21 protein-coding genes are annotated in these 26,564 nt (G+C 73.1%); 12 read left to right on the plus strand and 9 right to left on the minus strand.

The genetic code is table 11. The annotated features are described in order from the left end of the window. The first annotated feature begins 5 nt into the window (after positions 1-5). Positions 6-1,064, plus strand: a complete 1,059-nt coding sequence (locus ACIBG6_RS03285) for an ArsO family NAD(P)H-dependent flavin-containing monooxygenase (RefSeq protein WP_399220773.1) — start codon at positions 6-8, stop codon at positions 1,062-1,064. A gap of 119 nt (positions 1,065-1,183) precedes the next feature. On the opposite strand, the gene ACIBG6_RS03290 is transcribed toward ACIBG6_RS03285, so the two are convergent. The 3 genes from ACIBG6_RS03290 to ACIBG6_RS03300 all read right to left on the minus strand — a co-directional run bounded on the left by ACIBG6_RS03290 (position 1,184) and on the right by ACIBG6_RS03300 (position 3,437). After that, positions 1,184-1,702 (minus strand): GNAT family N-acetyltransferase, encoded by a 519-nt coding sequence (locus ACIBG6_RS03290; protein ID WP_399220774.1) that lies wholly within the window; start codon positions 1,700-1,702, stop codon positions 1,184-1,186. Positions 1,703-1,819: 117 nt separating this feature from the next. Beyond that, positions 1,820-2,941, minus strand: a complete 1,122-nt coding sequence (locus ACIBG6_RS03295) for a hypothetical protein (RefSeq protein WP_399220775.1) — start codon at positions 2,939-2,941, stop codon at positions 1,820-1,822. Positions 2,942-3,074: 133 nt separating this feature from the next. After that, positions 3,075-3,437 (minus strand): ArsR/SmtB family transcription factor, encoded by a 363-nt coding sequence (locus tag ACIBG6_RS03300; protein ID WP_399220776.1) that lies wholly within the window; start codon positions 3,435-3,437, stop codon positions 3,075-3,077. Between the two features lie 184 nt (positions 3,438-3,621). On the opposite strand from ACIBG6_RS03300, the gene ACIBG6_RS03305 reads away from it, so the two are divergent. Genes ACIBG6_RS03305 through ACIBG6_RS03315 form a run of 3 tightly spaced genes read left to right on the plus strand, consistent with a single transcriptional unit; the run spans position 3,622 to position 6,778 of the window. Then, positions 3,622-4,992 (plus strand): NAD(P)-binding domain-containing protein, encoded by a 1,371-nt coding sequence (locus tag ACIBG6_RS03305; RefSeq protein WP_399220777.1) that lies wholly within the window; start codon positions 3,622-3,624, stop codon positions 4,990-4,992. 33 nt (positions 4,993-5,025) lie between these two features. Then, on the plus strand, positions 5,026-5,493 hold the full coding sequence (locus ACIBG6_RS03310) for an ArsI/CadI family heavy metal resistance metalloenzyme (RefSeq protein ID WP_399220778.1): 468 nt from the start codon (positions 5,026-5,028) through the stop codon (positions 5,491-5,493). 7 nt (positions 5,494-5,500) lie between these two features. Next, a complete protein-coding gene (locus ACIBG6_RS03315) occupies positions 5,501-6,778 on the plus strand; it encodes an MFS transporter (RefSeq protein ID WP_399220779.1) in 1,278 nt (425 codons plus the stop codon). 683 nt (positions 6,779-7,461) lie between these two features. Here the strand turns inward: ACIBG6_RS03315 and ACIBG6_RS03320 are convergent. From ACIBG6_RS03320 to ACIBG6_RS03330, 3 genes are all read right to left on the minus strand, one after another. Then, positions 7,462-8,202, minus strand: coding sequence for a phosphatidate cytidylyltransferase (locus ACIBG6_RS03320; RefSeq protein WP_399221170.1), 741 nt, complete (start codon positions 8,200-8,202; stop codon positions 7,462-7,464). 62 nt (positions 8,203-8,264) lie between these two features. Then, on the minus strand, positions 8,265-10,055 hold the full coding sequence (locus tag ACIBG6_RS03325; RefSeq protein WP_399220780.1) for an aminotransferase class I/II-fold pyridoxal phosphate-dependent enzyme: 1,791 nt from the start codon (positions 10,053-10,055) through the stop codon (positions 8,265-8,267). Positions 10,056-10,191: 136 nt separating this feature from the next. Next, the gene (locus ACIBG6_RS03330; RefSeq protein WP_399220781.1) at positions 10,192-10,959 is read right to left on the minus strand and encodes an SDR family NAD(P)-dependent oxidoreductase; all 768 of its coding nucleotides are present in this window, start codon (positions 10,957-10,959) and stop codon (positions 10,192-10,194) included. Positions 10,960-11,136: 177 nt separating this feature from the next. On the opposite strand from ACIBG6_RS03330, the gene ACIBG6_RS03335 reads away from it, so the two are divergent. After that, the gene (locus ACIBG6_RS03335; protein ID WP_399220782.1) at positions 11,137-13,704 is read left to right on the plus strand and encodes an ATP-dependent Clp protease ATP-binding subunit; all 2,568 of its coding nucleotides are present in this window, start codon (positions 11,137-11,139) and stop codon (positions 13,702-13,704) included. Here ACIBG6_RS03335 and ACIBG6_RS03340 read toward each other — a convergent pair. After that, the gene (locus ACIBG6_RS03340; protein ID WP_399220783.1) at positions 13,701-14,789 is read right to left on the minus strand and encodes a LuxR C-terminal-related transcriptional regulator; all 1,089 of its coding nucleotides are present in this window, start codon (positions 14,787-14,789) and stop codon (positions 13,701-13,703) included. The two genes, ACIBG6_RS03335 and ACIBG6_RS03340, sit on opposite strands and share 4 nt — an antisense overlap. Before the next feature lie 101 nt (positions 14,790-14,890). Between ACIBG6_RS03340 and ACIBG6_RS03345 the strand changes: the two genes are divergently transcribed. The 3 genes from ACIBG6_RS03345 (at position 14,891) to ACIBG6_RS03355 (ending at position 18,504) form a co-directional block, all read left to right on the plus strand. Then, entirely contained in the window at positions 14,891-15,184 is a 294-nt protein-coding gene (locus tag ACIBG6_RS03345; protein ID WP_399220784.1) for a hypothetical protein, read from the plus strand. Between the two features lie 75 nt (positions 15,185-15,259). Next, a complete protein-coding gene (locus tag ACIBG6_RS03350) occupies positions 15,260-16,114 on the plus strand; it encodes an oxygenase MpaB family protein (RefSeq protein WP_399220785.1) in 855 nt (284 codons plus the stop codon). Positions 16,115-16,206: 92 nt separating this feature from the next. Then, entirely contained in the window at positions 16,207-18,504 is a 2,298-nt protein-coding gene (locus tag ACIBG6_RS03355; protein WP_399220786.1) for a tetratricopeptide repeat protein, read from the plus strand. A gap of 52 nt (positions 18,505-18,556) precedes the next feature. On the opposite strand, the gene ACIBG6_RS03360 is transcribed toward ACIBG6_RS03355, so the two are convergent. Further along, the gene (locus ACIBG6_RS03360) at positions 18,557-19,219 is read right to left on the minus strand and encodes a M15 family metallopeptidase (RefSeq protein WP_399220787.1); all 663 of its coding nucleotides are present in this window, start codon (positions 19,217-19,219) and stop codon (positions 18,557-18,559) included. Positions 19,220-19,311: 92 nt separating this feature from the next. Between ACIBG6_RS03360 and ACIBG6_RS03365 the strand changes: the two genes are divergently transcribed. From ACIBG6_RS03365 to ACIBG6_RS03380, 4 genes are all read left to right on the plus strand, one after another. Next, a complete protein-coding gene (locus ACIBG6_RS03365; RefSeq protein WP_399220788.1) occupies positions 19,312-20,883 on the plus strand; it encodes a phytoene desaturase family protein in 1,572 nt (523 codons plus the stop codon). Between the two features lie 235 nt (positions 20,884-21,118). After that, the gene (gene tdh / locus ACIBG6_RS03370) at positions 21,119-22,153 is read left to right on the plus strand and encodes an L-threonine 3-dehydrogenase (RefSeq protein WP_399220789.1); all 1,035 of its coding nucleotides are present in this window, start codon (positions 21,119-21,121) and stop codon (positions 22,151-22,153) included. Positions 22,154-22,156: 3 nt separating this feature from the next. Further along, positions 22,157-23,356, plus strand: coding sequence for a glycine C-acetyltransferase (locus ACIBG6_RS03375; RefSeq protein ID WP_399220790.1), 1,200 nt, complete (start codon positions 22,157-22,159; stop codon positions 23,354-23,356). Positions 23,357-23,393: 37 nt separating this feature from the next. Beyond that, entirely contained in the window at positions 23,394-24,302 is a 909-nt protein-coding gene (locus tag ACIBG6_RS03380; RefSeq protein ID WP_399220791.1) for a LysR family transcriptional regulator, read from the plus strand. A 46-nt stretch (positions 24,303-24,348) separates the two neighbouring features. Here ACIBG6_RS03380 and ACIBG6_RS03385 read toward each other — a convergent pair whose 3' ends face one another. Continuing rightward, positions 24,349-26,400, minus strand: a complete 2,052-nt coding sequence (locus ACIBG6_RS03385; protein WP_399220792.1) for an exo-alpha-sialidase — start codon at positions 26,398-26,400, stop codon at positions 24,349-24,351. Between the last annotated feature and the right edge of the window lie 164 nt (positions 26,401-26,564).

Here is a 26,564-nt window from a genome sequence, read left to right on the forward strand (position 1 = left end):
GAGAGATGAGCAGCTCACTGGACGTCGTCGTCATCGGCGGTGGCCAGGCGGGACTCGCCGCCGGATACCACCTGCGCCGTCTCGGCGGCCTCGATTTCGCCGTCCTGGACGCTCAGCCCACGCCGGGCGGAGCGTGGCAGCACACCTGGGACTCGCTCCACCTCTTCTCCCCGGCCCCGTACTCCTCCCTGCCCGGCCGCCTGATGCCACTGCAGCAGGGAAAGACGTACCCCGACGCCGCCCACGTCGTCGACTACCTGACCGACTACGAGCAGCGATACGAGCTCCCCGTCCACCGGCCCGTCCGCGTTCAGGCGGTCCGCCGGGACGGCGATCGCCTTCGCGTCGAGACCGACTCCGGCACCTGGCGCGCCCGCGCCGTCGTCAGTGCCACCGGCACATGGTCACGACCGTTCCTCCCCGCCGTCCCCGGCCGTGACGCGTTCCAGGGGCGGCAGCTCCACACCGTCGAGTACCGCACCCCCGGCGAGTTCGCCGGAATGCGCGTCATCGTCGTCGGAGGCGGGAACTCCGGAGCGCAGGTCGCCGCCGATCTCGCGTACGGCGCCGACCTCACCTGGGTCACGCAGCGACCCGCGCGGTTCCTCGCCGACGACATCGACGGCCGTGCCCTCTTCGACCACGCCACCGCCCGCCGCCGTGCCCTCGACGAAGGCCGCACCGACGGCGGGGGAGTCGCTTCGCTCGGTGACATCGTCGCCGTACCGCCTGTACGCGAAGCCCGCGATGCGGGCCTCCTCAAGGCGCAGCCGATGTTCACGCGTGTGACGGGGACCGGTGTCGAGTGGGCTGACGGTACGCGGGCCGAGGCCGACGCGATCATCTGGTGCACCGGCTTCCGTCCTTCGCTCGCCCACCTCGCCCCGCTCGGGCTCCGCGGTCCTCGCGGACACATCCCCACCCGGGGAACAGAGGCTGTCGGCGAGCCGCGACTTCATCTGCTCGGGTACGGCGACTGGACCGGCCCCGCCTCGGCCACCCTCGTCGGCGTCGGCCGTCCCGCCCGCGAAGCCACGCGGGCCATCGCGGCCCTTCTGCGATGAGGCTGCGTGAGTGAAGAAGCTCCGGGGGGCGGGCCTGCTCACCTCCGAGCGGCGCGGCACCTGGGTGTACTACCGACCCAAGCCCCGGACTCCGAGGTTCTGACGGTCGGTCGTGGCGGTCAGTCGATGTGCGGGCTACGGCGTTCGACGAGGACGGTGTCGCGCCACACGCCGTGGTGGCGCCCGATGCGCTCACGGGTGCCGATGACCCGGAAGCCCGCGCGGGCGTGGACGGCGAGGCTGGCGGTGTTCTCGGGGAAGATGCCCGACTGGATGGTCCAGATCCCCGCCGCCTCGGTGGAGTCGATGAGTGCCGTGAGCAGTGCGGAGGCGGCGCCGCGTCCCCGAGCGTCGGGGTGCACGTACACCGAGTGCTCGACGACACCGGCGTACGCGCACCGGTCGGAGACCTGCGTGGCGGCCACCCACCCGAGCACCCGGCCGTTCTCGTCGATCGCGACGAAGCGGTGTTCGGGCAGTTTGGCGGCGTCGAACTGCTCCCAGGTCGGGGCGGTGGTCTCGAAGGTGGCGTTGCCCTCGTCGACGCCGGCCTGATAGATCGCGACGACCTCGTCGGCGTGGGCGGTCGTGAGCGGTACGGCGGTGGTGGTGCCTGCGTGGGTGGCTGATCCGGTCATGGGGTGGAGTCTCCCAGAGCGAGACCCGAGTGGCGGAACGGCCCGGCGGAGACTGCCGGCCGCGAGCTCGCGTGCGCTGCCCAAGCGGGCGGCGTTGATGCGACGAGGCAGCCGCGGTCAGTCCTTCCGAGTGTCCAGTTCCCAGATGTGGAGAGCGTCGCGGGACTCGGACAAGGTCGACCAGGTTCCCTTTCCCCGTGCGGACGGCTGGGAGCGGACCGGCGAGGGATAGTCGACCGGCACGCATTCGCGCGCATCCGTGGTGTCGATCAGCCAGTGTCGCATCGGCCCCCACTCGTCGTCGCTGTCGGCGGTCGATACGACGAGGGCGGTCTCGTCGACGAATCCGCCCGCCCAGTCCCAGCAGGCGTGCAGTTCGCCGTCATCGCCGGAGGGAGCGTCGGGGTGCCTCGGGATCGTTGCCTCGGCGTTCCACTCCCATGCCTCCAGCACGGCGCCACGGGAGTCGCGTACAGCGAGTGAGTCCTGGTCGTGGGAGACGGTCATGAGCCGCTCGCCCGAGGGGCTGACGCTCAGCAGGCAGAGGTCGCTGTCCAGGCAGTCCACGGTCAGTTCTTTCCCGTCCCATCGGCCCCAGCGCAGCGGTGCACCGTCCTGTCCTTCGCCGATGCTCAGCCCCATCTGACGCGGGTCGGTCGGGTGGGGGAGGTGGAAGCTGCCGGCCGCTGCGGCCTCGGCGTCGGCCCGCGCGAGCACGCGACCGTTCTCTGCGTCCAGCACGAGCCATTCGTCGACGGTGTCCGGGCTCAGCTCGCCCCCGGGCAGCGGCCCGCGTACGTGAGCCCAGACGAGTCTTCCGTCCGCCGAGAAGCCGACCGAGCCGCCGTCCGGGTAGCGATGGTCCTGACGGTCCGCGTACTCGTCGTACGACGCGTGCGTCTCCCGGCACGCGCCGTACCAGCATCCATGGCGGACCTCCCAGCGCGTCGCACCCGACGGCTCCACCGCACGCACAGCGTGAACTCCGGCGAATACGGCCACACTTGCGTCCGGCGACACCTCCCACGTCCCACGGTGCCGGGGCCAGGGTGCCGCAAAGCGCACGCTTGCGTCAGGCTGGGCGACGAAGGCGTCGTCCAGAGGCTGGGCCACGATCTCGTCGTCGCTCCGCTGGACGAGCATCCTGCCTCCCGGCAGGCCGACGATCTCCGGCGGTCCGGCCTCCGTCGAGGGCATGAGAGCGGGGACGGTGGCACGGAGCCGGGCACGAGCGGACACGCGAATCTCCCAGGGCAGGCGAACGCGGGGAACGCTACGGCAACCCTCGGACAACGGGCCGTGCGCCCCGATATCGGCCTGTCCGCGTTGGACGACCGTGCTCCCGTATGACCCGGCCGTCTTCGGACTGCGGTCAGACTGAGGCGGCCTTGGTGAGAAGCGCTCCCATGGCCGCGAGGACGGCGGGCTCGACGCGGTAGTAGACCCAGGTGCCGCGCCGTTCCGAGGAGAGCAGGCCCGCTTCCTTCAGCTTCTTGAGGTGGTGGGAGACCGTGGGCTGGGAGACGCCGACGTCGGAGATGTCGCAGACGCATGCCTCGCCGCCCTCGTGCGAGGCGACGGAGGAGAAGAGCCGCAGTCGGACCGGATCGCCCAGCGCCTTGAACATGACGGCGGTCCGCTCGGCCTCCTCGGCGGTCAGCGGCCGCTCGTTCAGTGGCGGGCAGCAGGGCGCTGTCTCGGGCTCCAGCACCGGGAGCACCTTCACGTTCGACATGTGTCTATGTTGACACATGTCGAACCAGAGGCCCGAGGATTCGTCTCTTGTGCGGCTGTGGCGTCGGCGAGCGAGCCCCGCGGCCACCCTGGATTCGATAGATGTCTATGTTGACGCCTGTCGAAGCAAGTGCCATGCTGAAGGCCAAGAGATCGACGAACGTCGAATCAAAAGGGGAAGAGCCGTGAACGTCACCGCCACCGACCAGCTGCCCGTCGTGGTCGTCGGAGCCGGGCCCGCCGGTCTGGCCGCTGCCGCGCACCTCGTCGACCGGGGCCTGGAGCCCTTGGTCCTGGAGGCCGGCACCCGGGCGGGAGCAGCTGTACGGGAGTGGTCCCACGTGCGGCTCTTCTCCGCGTGGGGCGAGGTCGTCGACCCGGTCGCCGAGAAGCTGCTCGCCCCGACCGGCTGGGTGAAGCCCGCCGCCGACACGTACCCGACCGGCGGGGACTGGGCGGCCGACTACCTCCAGCCGCTCGCGGACGTCCTCGGCGACAGGATCAGGCTCGCCGCCCGGGTCACCGGTGTCTCCCGCACCGGCCGCGACCGCGTCGTCGATGCCGACCGCGAGCAGCAACCCTTCACCGTGCACATCCGGTACGGCGACGGACGCGAGGAGCGCGTCCTCGCCCGGGCCGTGATCGACGCCTCCGGTACGTGGTCCACCCCGAGCCCGGCCGGCGGCGACGGCCTCCCGGCCCTCGGCGAGCGCGCTGCGGCCGACCGGATCGCCTACCGCGTTCCCGACCTCAAGGACCCCGCCGTGCGTGCCCGATATGCAGGCAAGCGCACCGCCGTCATCGGCTCCGGAGCCTCCGCCTTCACCGCGCTCGCCACGCTCGCCGCCCTCGCGAAGTCCCAGGACGGCGTGGACACCCGTGCGACATGGATCCTGCGGCGCGGCATCTCGGGCAACACCTTCGGCGGGGGCGGCGCCGACCAGCTCCCCGCCCGTGGCGCCCTCGGCCTCGCGGCGAAGGCCGCGGTCGACGAGGGGTACGCGGACGCCGTCACCGGCTTCCGTACGGACGCGATCGAGCGCGACGGCGATCGACTGGTCCTGGTCGCCGAGGACGGCCGCCGGCTCGACCCGGTCGACGAGGTCATCGTCCTGACGGGCTTCCGCCCCGACCTGTCCTTCCTCGACGAGCTGCGCCTGGGTCTCGACGACCGCCTCCAGGCCCCCGTCGAACTGGCGCCGCTCATCGACCCGAACCAGCACTCCTGCGGCACCGTCTACCCGCACGGTGTGAAGGAGCTGTCACACCCGGAGGAGGGCGTCTACCTCGTCGGCATGAAGTCCTACGGCCGCGCTCCGTCCTTCCTCGCGCTCACCGGATACGAGCAGGTCCGCTCGGTCGTCGCCGCGATCGCCGGTGACCGTGAGTCCGCCGAGCGCGTCGAGCTCGTCCTCCCCGAGACCGGGGTCTGCGGCGGCGCCGGCCTCTTCGAGCAGCCCGCCGACACGACGACCGACGGCGGCGGCTGCTGCGCGACCCCGGCCGCGCTCCAGATCGGCGTCGGAGCCCCGGTGGCCGCCTCCGGCGGCTGCTGACCCGTCCCATCCACCGACAGCTGGAGGAACACGATGTCCCGCGTACAGCTCGCCCTCCGCGTTCCCGACCTGGCGGCATCCGTCGCCTTCTACACGAAGCTCTTCGGCACCGAACCGGCCAAACTCCGCGACGGCTACGCCAACTTCGCCCTTGCGGAACCGCCGCTCAAGCTCGTCCTCATCGAAGGCGCCGAGAACGAGGACACCCGCATGGACCACCTCGGCGTGGAAGTCGACACCACCGAGGCGGTCCACGCCGCCACCACCCGCCTGGGCGAGGCCGGTCTGCCGACGACGGAGGAGAACGACACCACCTGTTGTTACGCCCTCCAGGACAAGGTGTGGGTCCACGGCCCCGGCCGCGAACCGTGGGAGGTGTACGTGGTCAAGGCCGACGCCGCCACCCTGACCAAGGAACAGGGCAGCACCTGCTGCGCCGGCACGGCGACCACCGCCGACAACGAGGCGAGTGAACCGGTCGCCGCCGGCGGATGCTGCTGATCTCTCGATGACCGACCTTCACACCCGCGGAGCCGCGACCGGAGCGGGGGACCGGTCGCGGCCCCGTGCCGTCCTGCCCGCGCTCTGCGCCACCCAGATCACCAGTTGGGGCATCGTCTACTACGCCTTCCCGGTCCTGAACCCGCAGATCACCGCCGACAGCGGCTGGTCCACCGGCGCCACGATGGCGGCGTTCTCGCTCGCCCTGGTCATCTCCGGGATCGCCGGAATCCGCGTGGGCCGCATCATCGACCACCGCGGCCCCCGCACGGTCATGACGGCAGGCTCCGTCGCCGGGGTCCTGAGTCTGGTGATCGTGGCCCTGGCGCCGAACCTGCCGGTCTTCTTCGCCGGGTGGCTGCTGGGCGGGATTGCCATGGCGGCCACTTTCTACCAGCCCGCGTTCGCCGCACTCACCCGCTGGTGGGCCCCTGATCACGTCCGCGCCCTCACGATCGTCACCCTCGCCGGCGGCCTCGCCTCCACCGTCTTCGCCCCGCTCACCGCCGCCCTGGCCGCCCAACTGACGTGGCGCGAGACCTATCTGGTGCTGGCGGCGATCCTCGCCGCCGTCACGATCCCGGCCCACGCCATCGCCCTCAGAGCCCCCTGGCCCCCGGCACCACCCTCCCCGGCCGGTACGGACGCGAGCCCCGGCGCCGTAGCCCGAAGCCGACCGTTCCTCCTGCTCGCGGTCGCGTTCACGCTCTCGGCCTTCGCGATGTACGCCGTCGTCGTCACCCTCGTCCCGCTCCTGCTCGAACGCGGCTACACCACGACACAAGCCGCCTGGGCCCTCGGCCTCGGCGGCGCGGGCCAGACCCTCGGCCGCACTCTCTACGCCCCGCTCGCCCGCCACACCGGCACGACAGTGCGCACCACGACGCTCATCGCGCTCGGCGCCGTGACCACCGCGGCCCTCGCCGTCACGCCGGGCCCGTACGGCCTGGTGATCACGGTGTCGATCGCGGCCGGGATGGTCCGCGGCAATCTCACGCTCCTCCAGGCGACCGCGATCACCGACCGCTGGGGCACACAGCACTACGGCCGACTCTCCGGCATCCTCAGCGCTCCCGCCATGACGGCCTCAGCCTTCGCGCCCTTCGGGGCAGCCACCCTCGTCGGATTTCTGGGCGGCTATCCGGAACTGTTCGGAGTGCTTGCCGGCCTTGGGGTGGCGGCTGCTTTCGTCGCCATGGCGACCTCCGTGCGAGGCGAGAGCCTGGTGCCGTTCCCCACCGATGCGGTGTCCTCGGGCCGTGGCGGATGCCCGCCTCGCTCGTGAAGGAGACGATCCCCGGACCGTCGGCAGCCGCCCTCAACCGACTCGGCGACGCGGTCGGCCAGGTTCTCCCACGGACGCGGAGCGATGACCGGCACGCCGGCGGCCCGGGCCTGCGCGGCGAGCCACCGGCCGTACAGCACGCTGACGCGTGCGCGATGCCGCTGCGGTCCGGCTTCCGGCTCCCGGCGCAGGTAGTTGGCCGTCACCTGCGCCTCGTCGTCCTCGTGGAGGAAGACGGCACGGACCGGACCGCCGGGCGTCGCCGGTCCGGGCAGGACGTAGTCGCCTTCGAGTACCACCGGGGTGTCGGTGCCCACGTGGTTGGCCACCACCGCCTCGATCGCCGGCGCCAGCGCCTCGGCGATCGCGATCTGCCGCTCGACCACCGACTCGGGCGCCTGACGGGCGGCCTCCGGGTGAGTGCGCCAGAAGTGGATCTCCGGCAGGTGCTCGGAACGGGTGACGGCGAGGAGGGCCTCCACGATGTCGTCGACCTCCACGACGGGGACGTCGTACCGTCGTGCCAATGCCCGGCCGACACCGGTCTTCCCCATCCCCGACGCGCCCCCGACGACGAGCACCCGCCAGTCGGGAAGACCCCGCACCTCATCCGTACCGTTCACGCGGGCAGAATAACGGGGCCGGATGACGGAGGCTTGGTCCCCACCTCGCGGAACCGTGCCTCAGCTCAGTACCAGCAGCACCGTCAGGGCGACGAGGAGGGAGTCGATCCGGTCCAGCAGGCCGCCGGAGCCGGCCAGCCAGCGGCCGGCGTCCTTCGCGTGGGCACCGCGCTTGACCATCGACTCCAGCAGGTCCCCGAGCGGGCCGCCCACCGCCACGGCCACCGCCATCTGCCACGTCAGGGACGACAGCGCGGCGAGCGCGCAGAGACCGGCCGCCGCGCCGGCCAGCGTGCCGCTCCACCGCTTGGCGGGCGACAGCGGGGAGAGCCGGGGGCCGCCGAGACGGCGACCCGCCGCGTACGCGACGATGTCGGCGATCGACACGGCCACGAACAGGACGAGGCCGAGGGCGCCCGACGGCACGAGGCCGGCCAGGGCACCCAGCCACACGAGCCCGAGCAGCCCCGCCCCCAGGCGGCGGAGCCCGTGCTCCGCGTCGCCCGACAGCAGGGGCACCCCGGCGATCGCGAGCGCCCCGATCGCCGCCACCCGGAGCATCTCCCCGGGTGCCAGCCAGGCGGTCAGGATCAGCCCGACGACCGCCGCGCCGAGCACCGCCCGGTCCACCGCGGCCAGCCGCAGCAGCCCGCCGTACTCCGCCACCGCGACCACTCCGACCACGGCCGAGAGGACCGCGATCCCCGGCGGGCCGAGCCAGAACGCGGCAGTGACCAGGGGGACTCCGAGCGCCCACACGCACCAGCGGACCACCAGCTCACGCTGGCGGGTCGCCGCCACCGCGATCCCGCCGACCGCCAGTGCCCCGCCGAGGTACGGCACGAGACCGGCGACCGTCGGCGTCACGAGGAGACCCGCCCGTCCGGCACGCCCGACGAGACCCGCACGCCCGACGCCACCGGCACCGGCCCCGGTGCGCCCAAGGCCTCCAGGGCGCTTCGGCAGGCCGCCACGATCCGCGCGTTCTCGGCCGTGTCGCGGACGGCGACGCGGACGGTCCTTCCCTCGTACGCCGGGGACATCGGCGACAGGTCCCGCAGGTACACGTCGTGGCGGCGGCACTCGCGCACCAGCAGGGGCGCGCTGGGACCGTCCGGCGGCAGGGTCACCGTGAGGAAGTTCGCCACCCCCTCGTCGACCGAGGAGAACCCGTCGAGCTCCGCGAGCCCTGCGGCGAGCTCCCGGCGCAGCACAGCGGTGCGCGCCCAGCGCTCCGCGTAGTACGCGGGGTCGCGCAGCGCTGTCACCGCGGCCAGCTGGGCCGGCAGGCTCACGGGCCACGGCGGCGTCCAGCGGCGCAGCTCCCCGGCCGTGTCCGGGTCCGCCACCACATACGCGGCCCGCATGCCCGACAGCGCGTACATCTTCGACAGCGAGGTGCAGACCACGACCCGCGGGTCGACCGAGGCGAGTCCGGCCAGCGAATCCGCCGGGTCGACATAGCCCAGGTACGCCTCGTCGATCCACCAGCGGGTCCGCGCGGGCGAGGCCTCGATCACCGCGCGCAGCGCGTCGGCGGGAGCGTGGCGTCCGGTCGGATTGTTCGGATTGACCACGACCACGAGGTCGTACCGCCCGCTCGCGGTCGCGGCGGCGAGCCGGGCCGGATCGAGCAGCCAGCCGTCCTCGCGGCGGAGCGTGAGCCGGTCGACATGGCAGCCGATCACCCGCTCGGTGACGTGCGCGTACTCGCCGTAGCTCGGATCCAGCAGGAGCACCCGGCTGCCCGGCGTCAGCCACCGGCCGAACGCCCGGAAGATCAGGTCGGACGAGCCGGCCCCGACGACCAGCGACTCCACCGGCAGCCCACGGACTCCGGCGATCTCCGCGAGCAGTCCTTCCGCGCCCGTCGGCGGCGAGGTCCGCGCCGCCCACCCCGGATCGTCCGACAGGACCGCGCGGACATCGGGGGACGGCGGGAACCAGGCGTCCAGCACGTCGGCCGCGACCACCTCGTGACGGCGGGTCAGCGTCCGGAAGTCCGTACCGATCGCCGAGAAGAACGCACCGCCGTGCTCGCAGCCGTCCGCGCGCGGCGCGAACGTCACGTCCAGCCGCCAGTCGAGGTCCGCCCGCAGCCGCTCCAGGGTCCGTCCGTGGCGCTCCGCGACCGTCCTCGTCAGCTCGGCCACGGCGCCGGTCAGCACCTCGAAGGAGACCGCGCCCGAGCGGACCGTCCGTCCCACCGGCCGCAGCCCGGCGGCGAGATACATGTCGAGCAGCTCCGTGCGTCCCATCGCCACCACCCGGCGGCCGCCCCGCGCCGCGACCCAGCGCAGCGCCGCGTACATGAGGAGTGGCGCCGCCGCGGTGGACCGCCAGCGCTCCTCGACGGTCAGGACGCGGATCTCGAAGGGCGCCTCGTCCGTCAGGACCGGCAGCTCCTCGCGCGTCAGGTACTTGTCGAGCGAGTAGCGGCCGACCCACGGCGGGGTGAGGCTGACGAAGCCGATCCGCGTCTCGCCGCGCGCGGCCACGAGATACACGTTGTCGCCGTCGAGCCCGTCGCTCAGCCGCCCCGACGGATCCACCGGATGCTGCCCCAGCTCCGCCGCGTACACGCGATGGCGCAGCTCGTGGATCCAGTCGCGATCCTCGGGCGTGGCAGCGCGCAGCTGCAAGGCGTGGTTCATGTGTGTCCCCCTGTGACGCATGACGCTCCGGTGTTCGAGCATCAGCATCGCGGAGTCCGGGCGACGATACCTGAGTACGGGTACTCACCTCGGTGACGCTACGCGCAGGGCCGTGGCGTGCGGCCCCGAGCCGACGTCAACTCCGCAGATGGGACGCGCCATTGAGGTCGAGGATCGTGCCCGAGGACCACTCGGCGGCGGGGGAGGCGAGCCACAGCACCGCCGCTGCGATCTCCTCGGCCGAGCCCACCCGCCCGAACGGGCTCTGCGCCCGGATCGCCTCGCCCTCGGGTCCCTCCACGCGCGGCGCCACCCGCTCCGTCGCGAAGAAGCCGGGGGCGACCGAGGCGACGGCGATCCCGTGCGGCGCGAGCGAGACCGCGAGGGACTGGCCCAGCGCGTGCACGGCGGCCTTCGTCGCCCCGTACGCCGGATGGTCCGGCTCGCCCCGGAAGGCGCCACGGGAGCCGATGTTCACGATCCGGCCGCCCCCGCCCTGGTCGATCATCCGCCGCGCCGCGAGATGGCTCAGGTTGGCCGTGGCGAGCAGGTTCACGGCCACGTGCCGCTGCCACACCTCCACCCACTCCTCGTACGGGGTCTCCGCCAGGGGGTGGCGGATGTTCACGGCCGCGTTGTTCACCAGCACGTCGATTCCGCCGAACGCCTCCGCCGCCGCGTCCACCACGGCCACCGCCCCCGACGGGTCCGCGAGGTCGCCGCCGACCAGGGTGTGGCCGCCGCCGGCCAGGGAGGCGAGGGTGGTACGGGCCTCCTCCTCGCGCGAGCCGAAGTGGACGGCCACGCGGTCGCCGTTGACCGCGAACGCCCTGGCCACCGCGCGGCCGAGCCCCCGTGACGCGCCGCTGACGAGCACGCGTCGACCGGATGCGGGGATGTTCATGACTGGTGCCTCCTGTGATCAGACGCTGATCGGGTGTTCTGCCCGGCGGTGACGATACGGCTCGGCCCGGGGGCTCTCCGCTCCTCTCTCCGCCCACCGTCGCTCCGTTTGCGGACATATCGACATCGGGTTTGGGTGTGAGACGAGGACCATCCCCTTGCGCACCAGGAGCTCGGCATGTCGATGGCGTTCGGTTCACCCTTCGGTTCGCCCGACGACCCGTTCAGCGATCTGCTGAGCCGGTTCTTCGGGATGTCGCCGGCGTCGTCGCCCCCGGCCGTGCAGCGCGTACCGATCGGGCGGCTGCTGACGGAGTCGTCGCACGAGCTCCTCAACCTGGCCGCGCGCAGGGCGGCCGAGGACGGCACGTCCGACCTCGACACGGAACACCTCCTGTGGGCGACCACCCAGGTCGACCCCTCGCGGCGGCTCCTCGCCCAGGCCGGGGTGGACCCCGCGGCGCTCGCCGCGGAGATCGAGAAGGCGCTTCCCGGGGAGTCGCAGGAACCGTCCGCCGAGCCCGGGCTCACCCCCGCAGCCAAGCGCACACTCGCCCTCGCGCACGCCACGTCGCAGGCGTCCGGGGTCTCGTACATCGGCCCCGAGCACATCCTCGGCGCGCTCCTCAACGACGCCGACTCGGGCGCCGCCCGGTTCCTGCGCGCGGAGGGTGTCGACGTACGGAAGGTGCGCGGCGTCGCGGACCAGGCGGTACGCGCGGACGGCTCCCCCGGGACCGGGGCCGGGTCCGGGTCCGGGATCGGGACCGGCACCGGAGCCGGCAGGCAGGGCAAGGCGGGCGCGCAGGCACAGCAGCCGTCGACGACGCTCGACGAGTTCGGCAGGGACCTGACCGAGGAGGCGAAGGCGGGCAGGCTCGACCCCGTCGTCGGCCGGGCCGCCGAGATCGAGCAGACCGTCGAGATCCTCTCGCGGCGCTCCAAGAACAACCCCGTGCTGATCGGCGAGCCCGGCGTCGGGAAGACCGCCATCGTCGAGGGACTGGCCCAGCGCATCGTGGCGGGCGAGGTGCCCGACATCCTCAAGGACAAGCGGGTCGTCTCCCTCGACATGTCCGGCCTGGTCGCGGGCGCCCAGTACCGCGGCCAGTTCGAGGAGCGGCTGAAGAAGGTCATCGAGGAGGTGCAGGAGGCGGGCGGCGACATCATCCTCTTCATCGACGAGCTGCACACGGTCGTCGGAGCGGGAGCCGGCGGCGAGAGCTCGATGGACGCGGGCAACATGCTCAAGCCCGCCCTCGCGCGCGGCGAGCTCCACGTCGTCGGAGCGACGACGATCGACGAGTACCGCAAGTACGTCGAGAAGGACGCCGCCCTCGAACGCCGCTTCCAGCCCGTCCTCATCCCCGAGCCCACCGTCGAGGAGACGGTGCAGATCCTCGAAGGACTGCGGGACGCCTACGAGGCCCACCACCAGGTCCGCTTCGCCGACGGCGCCCTGACCGCGGCCGCGGAACTCTCCGACCGCTACATCAGCGACCGCTTCCTGCCCGACAAGGCCATCGACCTGATGGACCAGGCCGGCGCCCGGGTACGGCTGCGCAGCGCCGGCCGCTCCACCGAGGTCGTCAGCCGCGAGGACCGCCTCGCGAAGCTGGCGCGCGAGAAGGACCAGGCCGTCGCGGGCGAGGAGTTCGAGAAGGCCTCGGAGCTGAAGCGGCAGATGGCCGAGATCGAGGGCGAACTCGCGGGCATCGAGGAGCGCCGCGAGGGCGTCGTCTCGGTCACCGCCTCCGACATCGCCGAGATCGTCTCCCGCCGCACGGGCATCCCGGTCGCCCAGCTCACCGCCAGCGAGAAGGAGAAGCTCCTCCGGCTGGAGGAGGAGATGCACGCGAGGATCGTCGGCCAGGCCGAGGCGGTCACCGCGGTCTCCGAGGCCGTACGCCGCAACCGGGCGGGCATGGGCGACCCGAACCGTCCCGTCGGATCCTTCCTCTTCCTCGGGCCCACGGGCGTCGGCAAGACGGAACTCGCCAAGACGCTCGCCGAGCTGCTGTTCGGCGACGAGGACCGCATGATCCGCTTCGACATGAGCGAGTTCCAGGAGAAGCACACCGTGGCCCGGCTCGTCGGCGCGCCTCCCGGATACGTCGGGTACGAGGAGGCCGGCCAGCTCACCGAGAAGGTCCGCCGCCAGCCGTACAGCGTCGTGCTGTTCGACGAGGTGGAGAAGGGGCACCCCGACGTCTTCAACACGCTGCTCCAGATCCTCGACGACGGCCGGCTCACCGACGGACAGGGCCGCACCGTCGACTTCCGCCACTGCGTCGTCATCATGACGTCCAACATCGGCGCGCATCGCATCCTCGCCCACGAGGGCGACGCGGCCGAGCTCAAGGACGAGCTGATGCAGGACCTGCGGGGGAAGTTCCTGCCGGAGTTCCTCAACCGCATCGACGACATCATCGTCTTCCACAGCCTCACCGAGGGAGACCTGTCGGAGATCCTCGAACACCTCCTCGACCGCAGCAAGCGCCGCGTCCACGCCCAGGGCATGACCCTTGAGGTCACCGAAGCGGCGAAGAAGCTGCTCGTCGCGCACGGCTACCAGCCGGCGTTCGGCGCCCGCCCGCTGCGCCGCACGATCCAGCGGGAACTCGACAACCGCGTCGCCAACCTGCTGCTCGGCGGCGAGGCCGGGCCCGGCGACACGATCGTCGCCGACATCGTGGACGACTCGCTCCACTGCACGGTCCGCAAGGGCGGGCCCCAGGACGGCTAAGTCCCCAGTGCTCGCGCGAGCAGGCCGCGGCGGTGGCGGGTGCCGGTCTTCGCGAAGACCGACTTGAGGTGGTCCTGGACGGTGTGCGCGGACAGGGACATCGCGTGCGCCACCGCGCCGGTGTCGGCGCCGTCGGCGAGATGGCCGAGCAGTTCCGTCTCACGGCCCGTCAGGCCGTGGGCGCGGCAGAACACGTCCAGCCGGTCGGCCGGGGTGGTCTCCTCGATCGTCACGGCGATCTCCCGATCGGACGGCGGGGACATCCCCTGGCCCGGCGCGCGTTTTCCCGGCGCGGCTACTCCCGAGCCGTCGTCGATCCGTGCCGCGCGCAGCGTCAGCCACACGCCGTCGGCGAGGTGGACGCGCGCGCGTGGCGGGTTCGGATCGACGCCCGCCTCGCGGGCGAGCAGCTGCGCCGCCACGTTGTACGCGGCCGCCGGGACCGGCGCGCGGCCCTCCTCCGGCGGGATCAGGCCCGCCAGATAGGCCGGGGCCTCGGGAGTCTGGCCGCGCACCCGCAGGTCCGGGGAGAGCAGCAGCACCAGCGGACCCGGCCTGGCCACACCCGGCGGGCGCGCCGGGAACCCCGCGGCCTGGGCGCGCCGCAATGCCTCGGTGACCGGCGCGGTCACCGCGTCCAGATAGGCCAGGTCCGCCGCGCCGAACTCCGCCCCGTACCGCCACAGATCGAGGAAGCCCCAGCAGCCGAACCGGTCGCGGAACACCGCCGATGCCACGTCCCGCACCCCGGCCGGCCGCAACAGGTCCTCCCACAGCGGCCCCCGTTCCTCCTCCGGCAGGCCGCTCAGCGCGGCGGCACCGGTGAGGGACGTCCAGCGGTCCGCGCGGGTCAGGTACTTGAGCCGGATCAGCCGGGGCAGCTCCGGCAGGACCGGGACCCGGGCCACCGGCGCGCACCCCACCGACGTCGCCGGGTCGGTCAGGAGGAACGCGAACGCCTCGGCGCCGAGCAGCGCCCGGAACTCCCGGAGCAGCCGGACCCGCAGCGCGTGCGCGTCCCCGCCGGCCGCGCAGATCCGCAGCACGCGCTCGTGGGAGCGGGCGTGGGCGGCGGGCAGGCGCATGGGCGGAGCGTACGGGCCGATACCCCAGAGATCTGGGATGTACGCGACGCGGTGCCGCGGTCCACGCTGGAAGCGTTCCCCGGACGCCGGGAGGAGGAGCCGTGATCACCCTGCACATCGAACACCCGATCACCGACTACACCGTGTGGAAGGCGGCGTTCGACCGCTTCGCCGACGCCCGCAGGGACGCCGGAGTGCTCCGGCACCAGGTGCGCCGGCCCGTCGACGACCCCGCCTACGTCGTCGTCGACCTGTCCTTCGCGACCGCCGAGCGCGCCGAGGGCTTCCTGGATCTCCTCCGCACGCGGGTGTGGGCGAGTCCCGAACGGGCCCCGGCACTGGTCGGCACGCCCGCCACCCGCGTACTCGTCACGGAGGAGGAAGCGGAGACCTGACCGGGCCCGAGTCCTTCGGGACCGGTTCTCCCGGGACCTGCTGTCCGGGGCGGCTTCCGGCGTAGCCTGAGCGACATGAGGCAGGACGCCGACCCCGGGCTCTTCGGACCCCGCTCCGTCACCTGGCAGCTGCACGGCGACCCCGTGATGTGGATCGCCGGTGTCCGGGCCCTCTGGCTCCAGGCACTGCACCCCGTCGCCGTCCGCGGCGTCATGATCAACAGCAGCTTCCGGGAGGACCCCTGGGGGCGCCTCATGCGGACCGCGAACTTCGTCGGCACGCTGAGCTACGGGACCACCGAGGCGGCGGAGGCGGCCGGCGCCCGCGTCCGCCGGATCCACCGGCTGCTCGGCGTGGACGACCCCGAACTCCTCCTCTGGGTCCACTGCGCCGAGGTCGACTCGTACCTCTCGGTGGCGCGCCGCTCCGGCATCCCGCTCACCGACGCCCAGGCCGACCGCTACCTCGACGAGCACCGCGTCTCCGCCCGCCTCGTCGGCCTCGACCCGGACGCCGTCCCGGGCTCCGCCGCCGCGCTCGCCCGCTACTTCGCGTCGGTGCTTCCCCGGCTCGCCGCCGGGCCGGACGCGCGGACCGTCGAGGAATTCCTGCGCCGTCCGCCGGTCAAACCCGCCCTGGTACCGGCGCGCGAGGTGATCTGGCGGCGCGTGACGGCGCTCGCGTACGACACCCTGCCTCCCTACGCCCACGCGCTCTACGACAGGCCCGCCCCGGCGCCCGAGACCGTCACCCACCGGCTCACCGCGACGGCCAACCTCCTCCGCTGCGTCCCCGACCGCCTGCGCTGGCGGCTGCCGCCGCGGCACATCCTCCGGGCCATGGACCGCCTCGGCCGGGACACCCGTCCCGATCCCCACGCCCTCCTCGGGGCCCGGGGCGGGGGCGCCGGCACACCCTCCGAGCCCTGACACGCGCCCTACCCGTACCCACTGTCGGACCCTGCGGCCATACTGGACATGTCGGGGAGGGTGCACGCAAGCGACGGGGGCGACAGCACACGATGGGGGACAGCAGGCTGATCCAGGGCCGGTACCGCCTGCACGAGGTCATCGGCCGCGGCGGCATGGGCGAGGTCTGGCGTGCCACCGACGAGGCACTCGGGCGCGGCGTCGCCGTGAAGTGCCTCAAGCCACTCGGTCCGCAGCACGACCCGAACTTCCTCTCGGTGGTGCGCGAGCGCTTCCGGCGCGAGGCCCGCGTCGCCGCCGCGCTCCAGCACCGGGGCATCACCGTCGTGCACGACTTCGGCGAGTACGACGGCGTGCTGTTCCTGGTCATGGAGCTCCTGGAGGGACGCAACCTCAGCCAGCTCCTCACGGCCAACGCCAAGCACCCGCTGCCCGTCCAGGACCTCGTCGAGATCGCCGACCAGGTCGCCGACGCCCTCGCCTACACACACCGCCAGGGCATCGTGCACCGCGACCTGAAGCCCGCGAACATCATGCGGCTGGCGGACGGGACGGTGAAGATCTGCGACTTCGGGATAGCGCGACTCGGCACCGACATGGGCTTCACCTCCAAGCTCACCACCACCGGCATCGCCATGGGGACGCCCCACTACATGTCCCCCGAGCAGATCGGCGGCGGCGAGGTCGACCACCGCAGCGACCTCTACTCGCTGGGATGCGTGCTGTACGAACTGGCCACCGGCGCCCCGCCCTTCGACCTGGACGACTCCTGGGCGATCCTCATCGGGCACCGGGACACCGTCCCGAGCCCGCCGCGCTCGCACCGCGCCGAGCTGCCCCCCTACTTCGACCGGATCGTCGTCGACCTGCTCGCCAAGGTCCCTGAGGAGCGACCCGCCGACGCGGGCGACCTGCGGCGCCGGATCGTCTCGGGCCGCTTCGCCCCGACCCCGGCGCCCGTGCCCGTCCCTGGCCTCGGTGTGGAGCTCGCGGAGACCGCGCCGTACCCGGTGCCGGGAGTTCTGGTGCCTGGCCCCGGCCCCGGCGCGCACGCGCCCGCGTGGGCCCGGGGGATGAGCGGTGGACACCGGCCCGTGGTCGCGGGCGCCCCGACCGGCGCCGCCACGACGCCGCGCCCGGTCGCCCATGACCCGGCCGCGGCCGTGCTCACCACCGAGTGGACCACCGCCACGCGCGCGTCGGACGCGAGCTCGCTCGCCGACGAGACGGCGGCCCCCGCCCCCGGGCCCACCGCGGAGCTGCTCGCCGTGCTCGCCGGCCGCCACCGCGCCGGCATCGGCCTCGGCAGGCTCGACCGCTGGGACGAGTCCGAGACGGTGCACCGCTCCGTCGCCGAGCACCGTGCCCGCGTCCTCGGCGACGACCATCCCGACACGCTGACCAGCCGTTACGAGGTCGGCTTCGCACTCGCCCGGCTCGACCGCCCCGCCGACGCCCTCGACGCCTTCGACCGCGTCGCCGAAGGCCGCGCCCGGGTCCTCGGCGACGACCACCCCGACACCCTGGCGGCGCGTCAGGAGCGGGCGTACGCGCTGGGCCGCCTCGGACGGCACACCGAGGCGTACGAGGTGTACGTCGCCGTGCTCGCCGCCCGCGAGCGCACCGTGGGCCCCGACCACCCCGACACCCTGCGCTGCCGGCACAACCTCGCCTTCACGCTCGGCCGCCTCGGCCGCCTGGAGGAGTCGTACCGCACGGCGAACGAGGTCGTGGAGGCCCGGGCCCGGCTGCTCGGCGAGGACCACCCCGACACGCTCGTGACCCGCCACGAAGTCGCGTACACCCTCGGGCGGCTGGGGCGCGGACAGGAGGCGCTCGCCCAGTACCGCGCCGTGGCCGACGCGCGTGCCGCGGCCCTCGGCGACGACCACCCGGACACCCTCACCGCCCGCTACGAGACCGGGGTCTGCCTCGGCCGCATCGGGCAGGCCGCGGACGCCCTGGACGTCTGCCGTGACGTCGTCGCGGCCCGCACGCGCGTGCAGGGTTCCGACGGGCCCGAGACCCTGCGCGCCCGCCACGCCCTCGCGGTCAACCTCGGCAGGCTCGGGCGGTGGGAGGAGGCGCTCGACGAGTCGGAGAGCGTCCGCTCCGCCCGGGAGCGCGTCCTGGGCCCCGAGCACCACGACACCCTCCTGAGCCACCGCGAGACCGCTGTCGCCCTCGGGCGGCTCGGCCGCTGGGAGGAGGCCCTGACGGCGCACCGGGCGATCGCGGCCATCCGCACCCGGGTCCTCGGCGCGGACCACCCGGACACCCTCGCGGGCCGTGACGACGAGGCCCAGTGCCTGGAGCGGCTCGGCCGCCCCACGGAGGCCGCCGCCCTCCACCGCGCCACGTCCGGCCTCCCCGGCCCGGACTCGGTGTGAGCCCCGACGGCCGGGTCCGGCCCAGCGGCACAGCGGTTCAGCGGCTCAGCGCTCAGCGGCCCGGGGCCGGCTCCTTCGGGCCGTAGAGCGCCGCGGGCTTCCCGGTCATGAGGGCCCAGTAGCGGTCCCCGAAGGACCAGTGCCACCACTCCGTCGGGTAGTTCACCAGGCCGGCGGCGGTCAGGACGGCACCCAGCAGGTCCCGGTGCGCGCGGGCTTCGGCGCCGATCGAGTCGGCGTCGGTGTAGCACGCTCCCGCGCTCTCCTCCGGCCCCGCGTTCATCCGGGTCCCCAGGTCCAGTTCACGTCCGTCGGGCCCGACCAGGGTGAGGTCGACGGCCGCGCCCGCACTGTGCGGCGCGATCTCGGGCGGCGACACGTACCGGCTCGCGGCCGCACGGATCCGCTCCGCCGGCCACTCCGGGTGGAGCGCGCGCAGCTCGTCCGTGTACTCCTCGAAGTACTCCCGCTGGAGGGCGGGCGGACGGTACCCCTCGACGAACAGCAGCCTCAGCCCGTCCGGGAGCAGGGACTGGGCCGTGAGCAGGCGCTCGACGACACCTTCGCGCAGGTGGGCGAAGGACCCGTCCGGGTCCTGCTTGCGAGGGTCGACGAGCAGTACGCCGTCGCGGCGGACGTCCACGAGGCGTTCGCCGCACTCCGCCACGGGTATCGAGGTGACGCGCGGATCGGACATCAAGATGATCTCGGCCATATGGTGATCATCTCCTACGGCGGCGTCGGCCATCCGGTGCCCCCCGGCTCCACGGTCTTCCCCGGCCCGTCGACGCCGTGTGAGCATGAGCCATGACCGCCCGTGCCCCGCTTCCCGGCGCCCCCGGCGCACCCCCCGCGTACGACGCCGTGATCGTCGGAGGCGGTCACAACGGCCTCGTCGCCGCCGCCTATCTGGCCCGTGCCGGACGGTCCGTCCTCGTCCTGGAGCGGCTCGGCTCCACCGGTGGGGCGGCCGTCTCCACACGGCCCTTCGCCGGGGTCGACGCCCGGCTCTCCCGGTACTCGTACCTCGTCTCGCTCCTCCCCGAGAAGATCACGCGGGAGCTGGGGCTGCGTTTCGCCGTACGGAAGCGGTCCGTCTCCTCGTACACCCCGAAGGGCGACGGCGGTCTCCTCGTCGGCGGAGGGCCCGACCGGACCAGGGCCTCCTTCGCCGCGCTCACCGGCTCCGACCGCGCGTACGAGGCCTGGCAGGCCTTCTACGGCCGTACCGGCCGGGCGGCCCGCCGCATCTTCCCCACCCTCACCGAGCCGCTGCCCGCCCGCGCCGCACTCCGCGCCCGCGTCGACGACGCCGAGACCTGGCGAATGCTCTTCGAGGAACCCCTCGGCGTCACCGTCGAGCGGACCTTCGCCGACGACCTCGTGCGCGGAGTCGTCCTCACCGACGCCCTCATCGGCACCTTCGCCGACGCCCACGACCCCACGCTGCTCCAGAACCGCTGCTTCCTCTACCACGTCATCGGCGGCGGCACCGGCGACTGGGACGTCCCCGTCGGCGGCATGGGCGCCCTCACCGACGCGCTCGCGGACGCGGCCCGCACCGCCGGGGCCCGCATCCTCACGGGCCACGAGGTCACCCGTATCGAGACCGACGGACACCGTGCCGCCATCACCTACCGCACGGCCGACGACGGCGAGGGCACCGTCGAGGCCGGGCAGGTGCTCGTCAACGCCTCCCCGCAGGCGCTCGCAGGCCTGCTCGGCGAGACGCCCCAGCCGCCCCCGGAAGGCGCCCAGCTCAAGGTGAACATGCTGCTCACCCGGCTGCCGAGGCTCCGCGACCGCTCCGTCGACCCGCGCGAGGCCTTCGCGGGGACCTTCCACATCGCCGAGGGGTACGGGCAGCTCGCCACCGCCCACGCCGAGGCCGCCGCGGGACACCTCCCCACCGCCCCGCCCTCCGAGATCTACTGCCACTCCCTGACCGACCCGACGATCCTCGGCCCATCACTCGCCGCCGAGGGCCACCACACCCTCACCCTCTTCGGACTGCACACGCCCGCCCGGCTGTTCGCCGCGGACAACGACGGCACCCGCGCCGCACTCCTCAAGACCACCCTCGCCCAGCTCGACGCCCACCTCGACGAGCCGATCGCCGACTGCCTCGCCCTCGACGAGGACGGCCGCCCCTGCATCGAGGCGAAGACCCCGCTCGACCTCGAACGCGAACTCCGCCTGCCCGGCGGCCACATCTTCCACCGCGACCTCTCCTTCCCGTACGGGGAGGAGGGCGCGGGCCGCTGGGGCGTCGAGACCCGCCACGCCAACGTGCTGCTGTGCGGAGCGGGCGCCATCCGGGGCGGCGGAGTCAGCGGCATCCCCGGCCACAACGCCGCGATGGCCGCCCTCGGACGGTGACCGGCGCGCCCACGGACGGTGACCCGCGCGCGCCCTCGGACGGTGACCCGAACCCCGTCGCACGTTGACGGCGGAACGCGCCCGCCTGGGGCGTGAAGCTGATCTGCGAGCGCGCTTAAGAAATCCTCGATGGACCAGGAGCCCCGTGTACGGAAGATTCTCTTCCAGGGATCTTGGGTGCTCAGCCGTGCCCGGACCCGCACATCACAGGACACGCACGTCGGGAGCCGATGCATTGAAGGCGCTGGTCAAGCTGAAGGCGGAGCGGGGACTCTGGCTCACGGACGTGCCCGAGCCGGAGACCGGCCCCGGGGACGTACTGATCAAGGTCAAGCGGACCGGTATCTGCGGCACCGACCTCCACATCCGCTCCTGGGACGGCTGGGCGCAGAAGTCCATCGCCACACCGCTGACGATCGGCCACGAGTTCGTCGGCGAGGTCGCCTCCGTGGGCCGTGACGTCGTCGACATCGCCGTCGGCGACCTGGTCAGCGGCGAGGGCCACCTCGTCTGCGGCAAGTGCCGCAACTGTCTGGCCGGCCGCCGCCACCTCTGCCGCGCCACCGTCGGCCTCGGCGTCGGCCGCGACGGCGCCTTCGCCGAGTACGTGGCGCTGCCCGCCTCCAACGTGTGGGTGCACCGCGTCCCCGTCGACCTCGACATCGCCGCGATCTTCGACCCCTTCGGCAACGCCGTGCACACGGCGCTCTCCTTCCCGCTCGTCGGCGAGGACGTCCTCGTCACCGGCGCGGGCCCGATCGGCATCATGGCCGCCGCCGTCGCCAAGCACGCCGGCGCCCGCAACGTCGTCATCACCGACGTCAGCGAGGAGCGCCTCGACCTGGCGCGCAAGACGGGCGTCACCCTCGCCCTCAACGTCGCCGAGCAGACCATCGCCGACGGCCAGCGCACCCTCGGTCTCAAGGAGGGCTTCGACGTCGGTCTGGAGATGTCGGGCAACCCGCACGCCATGCGCGACATGGTCGCCAACATGACCAACGGCGGAAAGATCGCCATGCTGGGCCTGCCCAGCGAGGACTTCGCCGTCGACTGGGCGAAGATCGTCACCTCCATGATCACGGTCAAGGGCATCTACGGCCGCGAGATGTTCGAGACCTGGTACGCGATGTCGGTGCTCCTGGAGGGCGGTCTCGACCTCGCCCCCGTCGTCACCGGCCGGTACGCGTACTCCGACTTCGAGGCCGCCTTCGACGACGCGGCCTCCGGCAAGAGCGGCAAGATCATCCTCGACTGGACTGCGGGAGCCTGACCCATGTTCGATTCCGTACGCGACGACATCCGTACCACCCTCGAAGAGATCCGGCAGGCCGGGCTCCACAAGCCCGAGCGCGTGATCGGCACCCCCCAGTCGGCCACCGTCGCCGTCACCGCGGGCGGGCGCCCCGGCGAGGTCCTGAACTTCTGCGCCAACAACTACCTGGGCCTGGCCGACCACCCCGAGGTCGTCACCGCCGCCCACGCGGCGCTCGACCGCTGGGGCTACGGCATGGCGTCCGTCCGCTTCATCTGCGGCACGCAGGAGGTGCACAAGGAGCTGGAGGCGCGCCTCTCGGCCTTCCTCGGCCAGGAGGACACGATCCTCTACTCCTCCTGCTTCGACGCCAACGGCGGCGTCTTCGAGACGATCCTCGGCGCCGAGGACGCCGTCATCTCCGACGCCCTCAACCACGCCTCGATCATCGACGGCATCCGCCTCTCCAAGGCCCGCCGCTTCCGCTACGCCAACCGCGACATGGCCGACCTGGAGCAGCAGCTCAAGGAGGCCACCGCGGGCGGCGCCCGGCGCAAGCTGATCGTCACCGACGGCGTCTTCTCGATGGACGGCTACGTCGCCCCGCTCGCCGAGATCTGCGACCTGGCCGAGCGGTACGACGCCATGGTGATGGTCGACGACTCGCACGCGGTCGGCTTCGTCGGCCCCGGCGGCCGCGGCACCCCCGAGCTGCACGGCGTCATGGACCGCGTCGACATCATCACCGGCACCCTCGGCAAGGCCCTCGGCGGCGCCTCCGGCGGCTACGTCGCGGCCCGCGCCGAGATCGTCGCCCTGCTGCGCCAGCGCTCCCGCCCGTACCTCTTCTCCAACACCCTCGCCCCGGTCATCGCCGCCGCCTCCCTCAAGGTCCTCGACCTGCTGGAGTCCGCCGGCGACCTGCGCGACCGCCTGAACGCCAACACGGCGCTCTTCCGCTCCCGCATGACCGAGGAGGGCTTCGACATCCTCCCCGGCGACCATGCCATCGCCCCGGTCATGATCGGCGACGCGTCCGAGGCCGGGCGCATGGCCGAGCTCCTCCTGGAGCGCGGCGTGTACGTGATCGGCTTCTCGTACCCGGTCGTGCCGCAGGGCCAGGCCCGGATCCGCGTACAGCTCTCCGCCGCGCACTCCCTGGAGGACGTGAACCGGGCCGTGGACGCGTTCGTCGAGGCCCGCGCCGCCCTCCAGGGCTGAGGCGGGCGCAGGCCCCGCGGCCTGCGAGACTAGGGGCATGATCGAAGCGCGGCGGTTGCACATCCTCCGTGCGGTGGCGGACCACCGTACGGTCACGGCGGCGGCCGCCGCGCTCTATCTCACCCCCTCGGCCGTCTCCCAGCAGCTCGCCGCCCTGGAGCAGGAGACCGGCCACCGGCTCGTCGACCGCAGCGCCCGGGGCGTCCGGCTGACCCCGGCCGGCGAGATCCTGCTCAGCCACGCCAACGCCGTCCTCGCCCAGCTGGAGCGAGCCGAGTCCGAACTGGCCGCCTACGGCTCCGGCGAGGCCGGTACGGTCACGGTCGCCGCCTTCGCCACCGGCATCGGGCTCGTGGTGGCCCCCGCCATCAGTGCCCTGGCCGACTCCGCCCCCGGCATCCGGGTCCGGGTGCGGGACGCCGAGGGCGACGAGAGCCTGATGATGGTCCTCGACCGACAGGTCGACGTGGCCGTCGCCGTCGAGTACCGGGGCGCTCCGGGCGAGGACGACGCCCGGCTCACCCGCGTCCCGCTCTACGCGGAGCCCTTCGACGCGGTGCTGCCGCCCGGCCACCCCCTCGCCGACGGCGAGCGGGTCGCGCTCGGCGACCTCGCGAAGGACGCCTGGATCGGCCAGTCCGCCGGCAATCCCTGTCACGACGTGACCGTCCTGGCCTGCGAGTACGCCGGATTCACCCTGAACCCGGAGCACTCGTCCGACGACTTCCGCGCCGTCGTCGCCCTCGCGTCGTCGTCCGCCGGCGTGGCGCTCGTGCCGCGGTCGGCACTGCGCGGCATGGAGCTGACGGGCGTGCACGTCCGACCGATCGACGGCGTCGCCCCGACCCGCAGGGTCTTCGCCGCCGTCCGGCGAGGCGCGGAGGACCACCCCCTGATCAGCCCCGTACTGACCGCCCTGCGCGCGGCGTCGCAGGCCGGCGACTGACCTTTCCGGCGGACGGTGTCCGCCCGCCGGATGGGTCGTCGCGCGGCTACCAGATGGTGGAGAAACCGAGGCGGAGACGCTCGTCCGCGGTGGCCACGGCGAGGGAGCCGTCCCTCACCAGGGTGGCCTCGTCCGGGGTCAGTGCCCGCTGGAAGAGACGCACGTCGTCCAGCGTGCCGCGGAAGAGCTGCGCGACCCCGGCCGGCTGGTTGGGGAAGTCGGGCCGGGCCGCAATGTGGATGGTGAACTCGCCGGTGGGGGTGAGGTTCCGTTCCGTCGCCGAGTTGCCCGCGGGCATGACGGCCGTGGCGGGAACGCCGCCGTCCACCGAGAGGCCGAGGGTGAGGCCGTCGCGGGTGAACACGACGTGGTGCCAACCGCCGTCGTTGTACGAGGAGGGCAGCGTCACCTCCGTGGAACCGATGTCCGTGCCGACGGTCGCCCGCAGGACGTCGGCGGTTCCGGTGCCGGGTTCGGCCCGGACCGAGAAGTGCCGCCCCTTCTTCAGCGGGTCGGTGCCGGGCATCCCGTACGCCCAGACGATCGGCAGCGTGCCGGTGGTGGCCGTGTGCCGGAACCAGGCCGTGACGGTGAAGTTCCGGTCGTCGACCCGGAGGGAGGGCGAGCAGACGAGACGCAGGTAGTCGTCCTGGCCGTCGAACTCCATGGCCTTGCCGCTGCCGCGGGCTCCGAGCGCGGCCCCGCCGTGGATGACGGCGTGGTTGCCGGGCTCGCCGGCGGGGCGCTCGCGGGTGTCGGCGGTGCGCGGGCGGCGCAGCTCCGTCGCGGCGGTGTCCATGGCGCCCTCGGTGAAGGCCGTGAAGGCGACGTTGCCGTGCGGGATGTTTCCGGCGGTCTCGTACAGGACGCCGACGGAGTCGTTCGGCAGCGCCGTCAGATCGGAGTAGCCGGTGCGGGCCGCGGAGATCAGGGTGCCGACGGTCTTCCAGGTCTTCCCCTCGTCGTACGAGGAGCGGACGGCCAGTTCGCGCCGGTCCTCCAGCGGGCTGGGGCCGAGGCGCGAGGGACCCGAGTAGAGGAGCCGGTTCGGCTTGCCGTCGCGGTCCTGGGCGTGCAGCCGCAGCAGCGAGCCGAACGTCGGGGACGTGTCGAGGTTGGCCACCGGGGTGAAGGGCGCGGCGAAGGAGGCGCCGCCGTCGGCGCTCGTGGTCTCCAGCCGGTGCTCGTTGGTGGCGCAGCGGGTGGGCTCGGAGTTGCGCGCGTTGACGTACACGCCGCCGTCGACGGTCTGGGCGACCGTCAACTCCGCCGGGTACGAACCGGACTTGGCCACGGGGGTGGTGGTGGCGCCGAGCTGCCAGGTCAAGCCGCCGTCGTCGCTGTAGGACAGGTGGGCGCCCGCGGTGGTGTTGCTCCCCGCCGTGTGGTCGCCGGGCACGATCAGCCGGCCGTGGTGCGGGCCGCGGTCGAGCTGGATGCCGTGGCCGGGGCCGGTGGACACCCAGCTCCACCCCGCGGCCTTCAGCTGCGGCAGCTCGACGCTCGGGGACCAGGTCAGACCGTTGTCCGTGCTGTGGACGGCGTGGACGGTGCGGGGGAAGCCGCTGCGCGAGGGCTTGGCCGCGTCACGGTTCCAGTCGCTGCTGGAGTACAGCAGCGTGATCCGGCCGGTGACCGCGTCCACGACCGGGGCGGGGTTGCCGTGGGCGAGCGCGTCGCCCGCGCCGACGACGACCTGGAGGGCCTCCCAGGTCGCACCGCCGTCGAGGGACCGCTTGAGCACGAGGTCGTTGTCGCCGACGTCGTGGCAGCCGGTCGTCGTCAGCCGCGTGCGGCCCTCGGCGAAGGCGAGGAGGACACCCGTCTTGCTGGTGACGAGGGCCGGTATGCGCGTGCAGTAGTAGTTCTCGCGCGCCTTGAACGGCGTGGTGGACACCTGGGTGGTGAGCGAGGCCGCCGCGGAGGCGGTCGTGGCCGTCGTCGTGGCGCGGGCGATCGTCGTCGACGCGGCCGCGCGCGACGGCGGCGTGACCGCGAGGACGACCGCGGCCAGGGCGGCGAGGGAGAGCGCGCACAGCCATGCGGGCAGCGCGAAGCGGCGAGCGCCCGGTGGACGGCGCTCGGACAGGGGCAGCATGAAGGAACACCTCGGTGTGAAGGCGAGGGCGAAGGACGATGGGGGCGGCTGGGCCTCGAAGCGGTTGTGCCGCGTTCGTCAGCGGGCCGGTTGCGGCGACCCCCGCGGAGCGGAAGGCCACCGCGAACGGGCGACGCGACGGACGCTCGCCTAGGCGTTCGTCC

Source organism: Streptomyces sp. NPDC050842, assembly GCF_044456565.1.
Classification (GTDB): Bacteria; Actinomycetota; Actinomycetes; order Streptomycetales; family Streptomycetaceae; genus Streptomyces.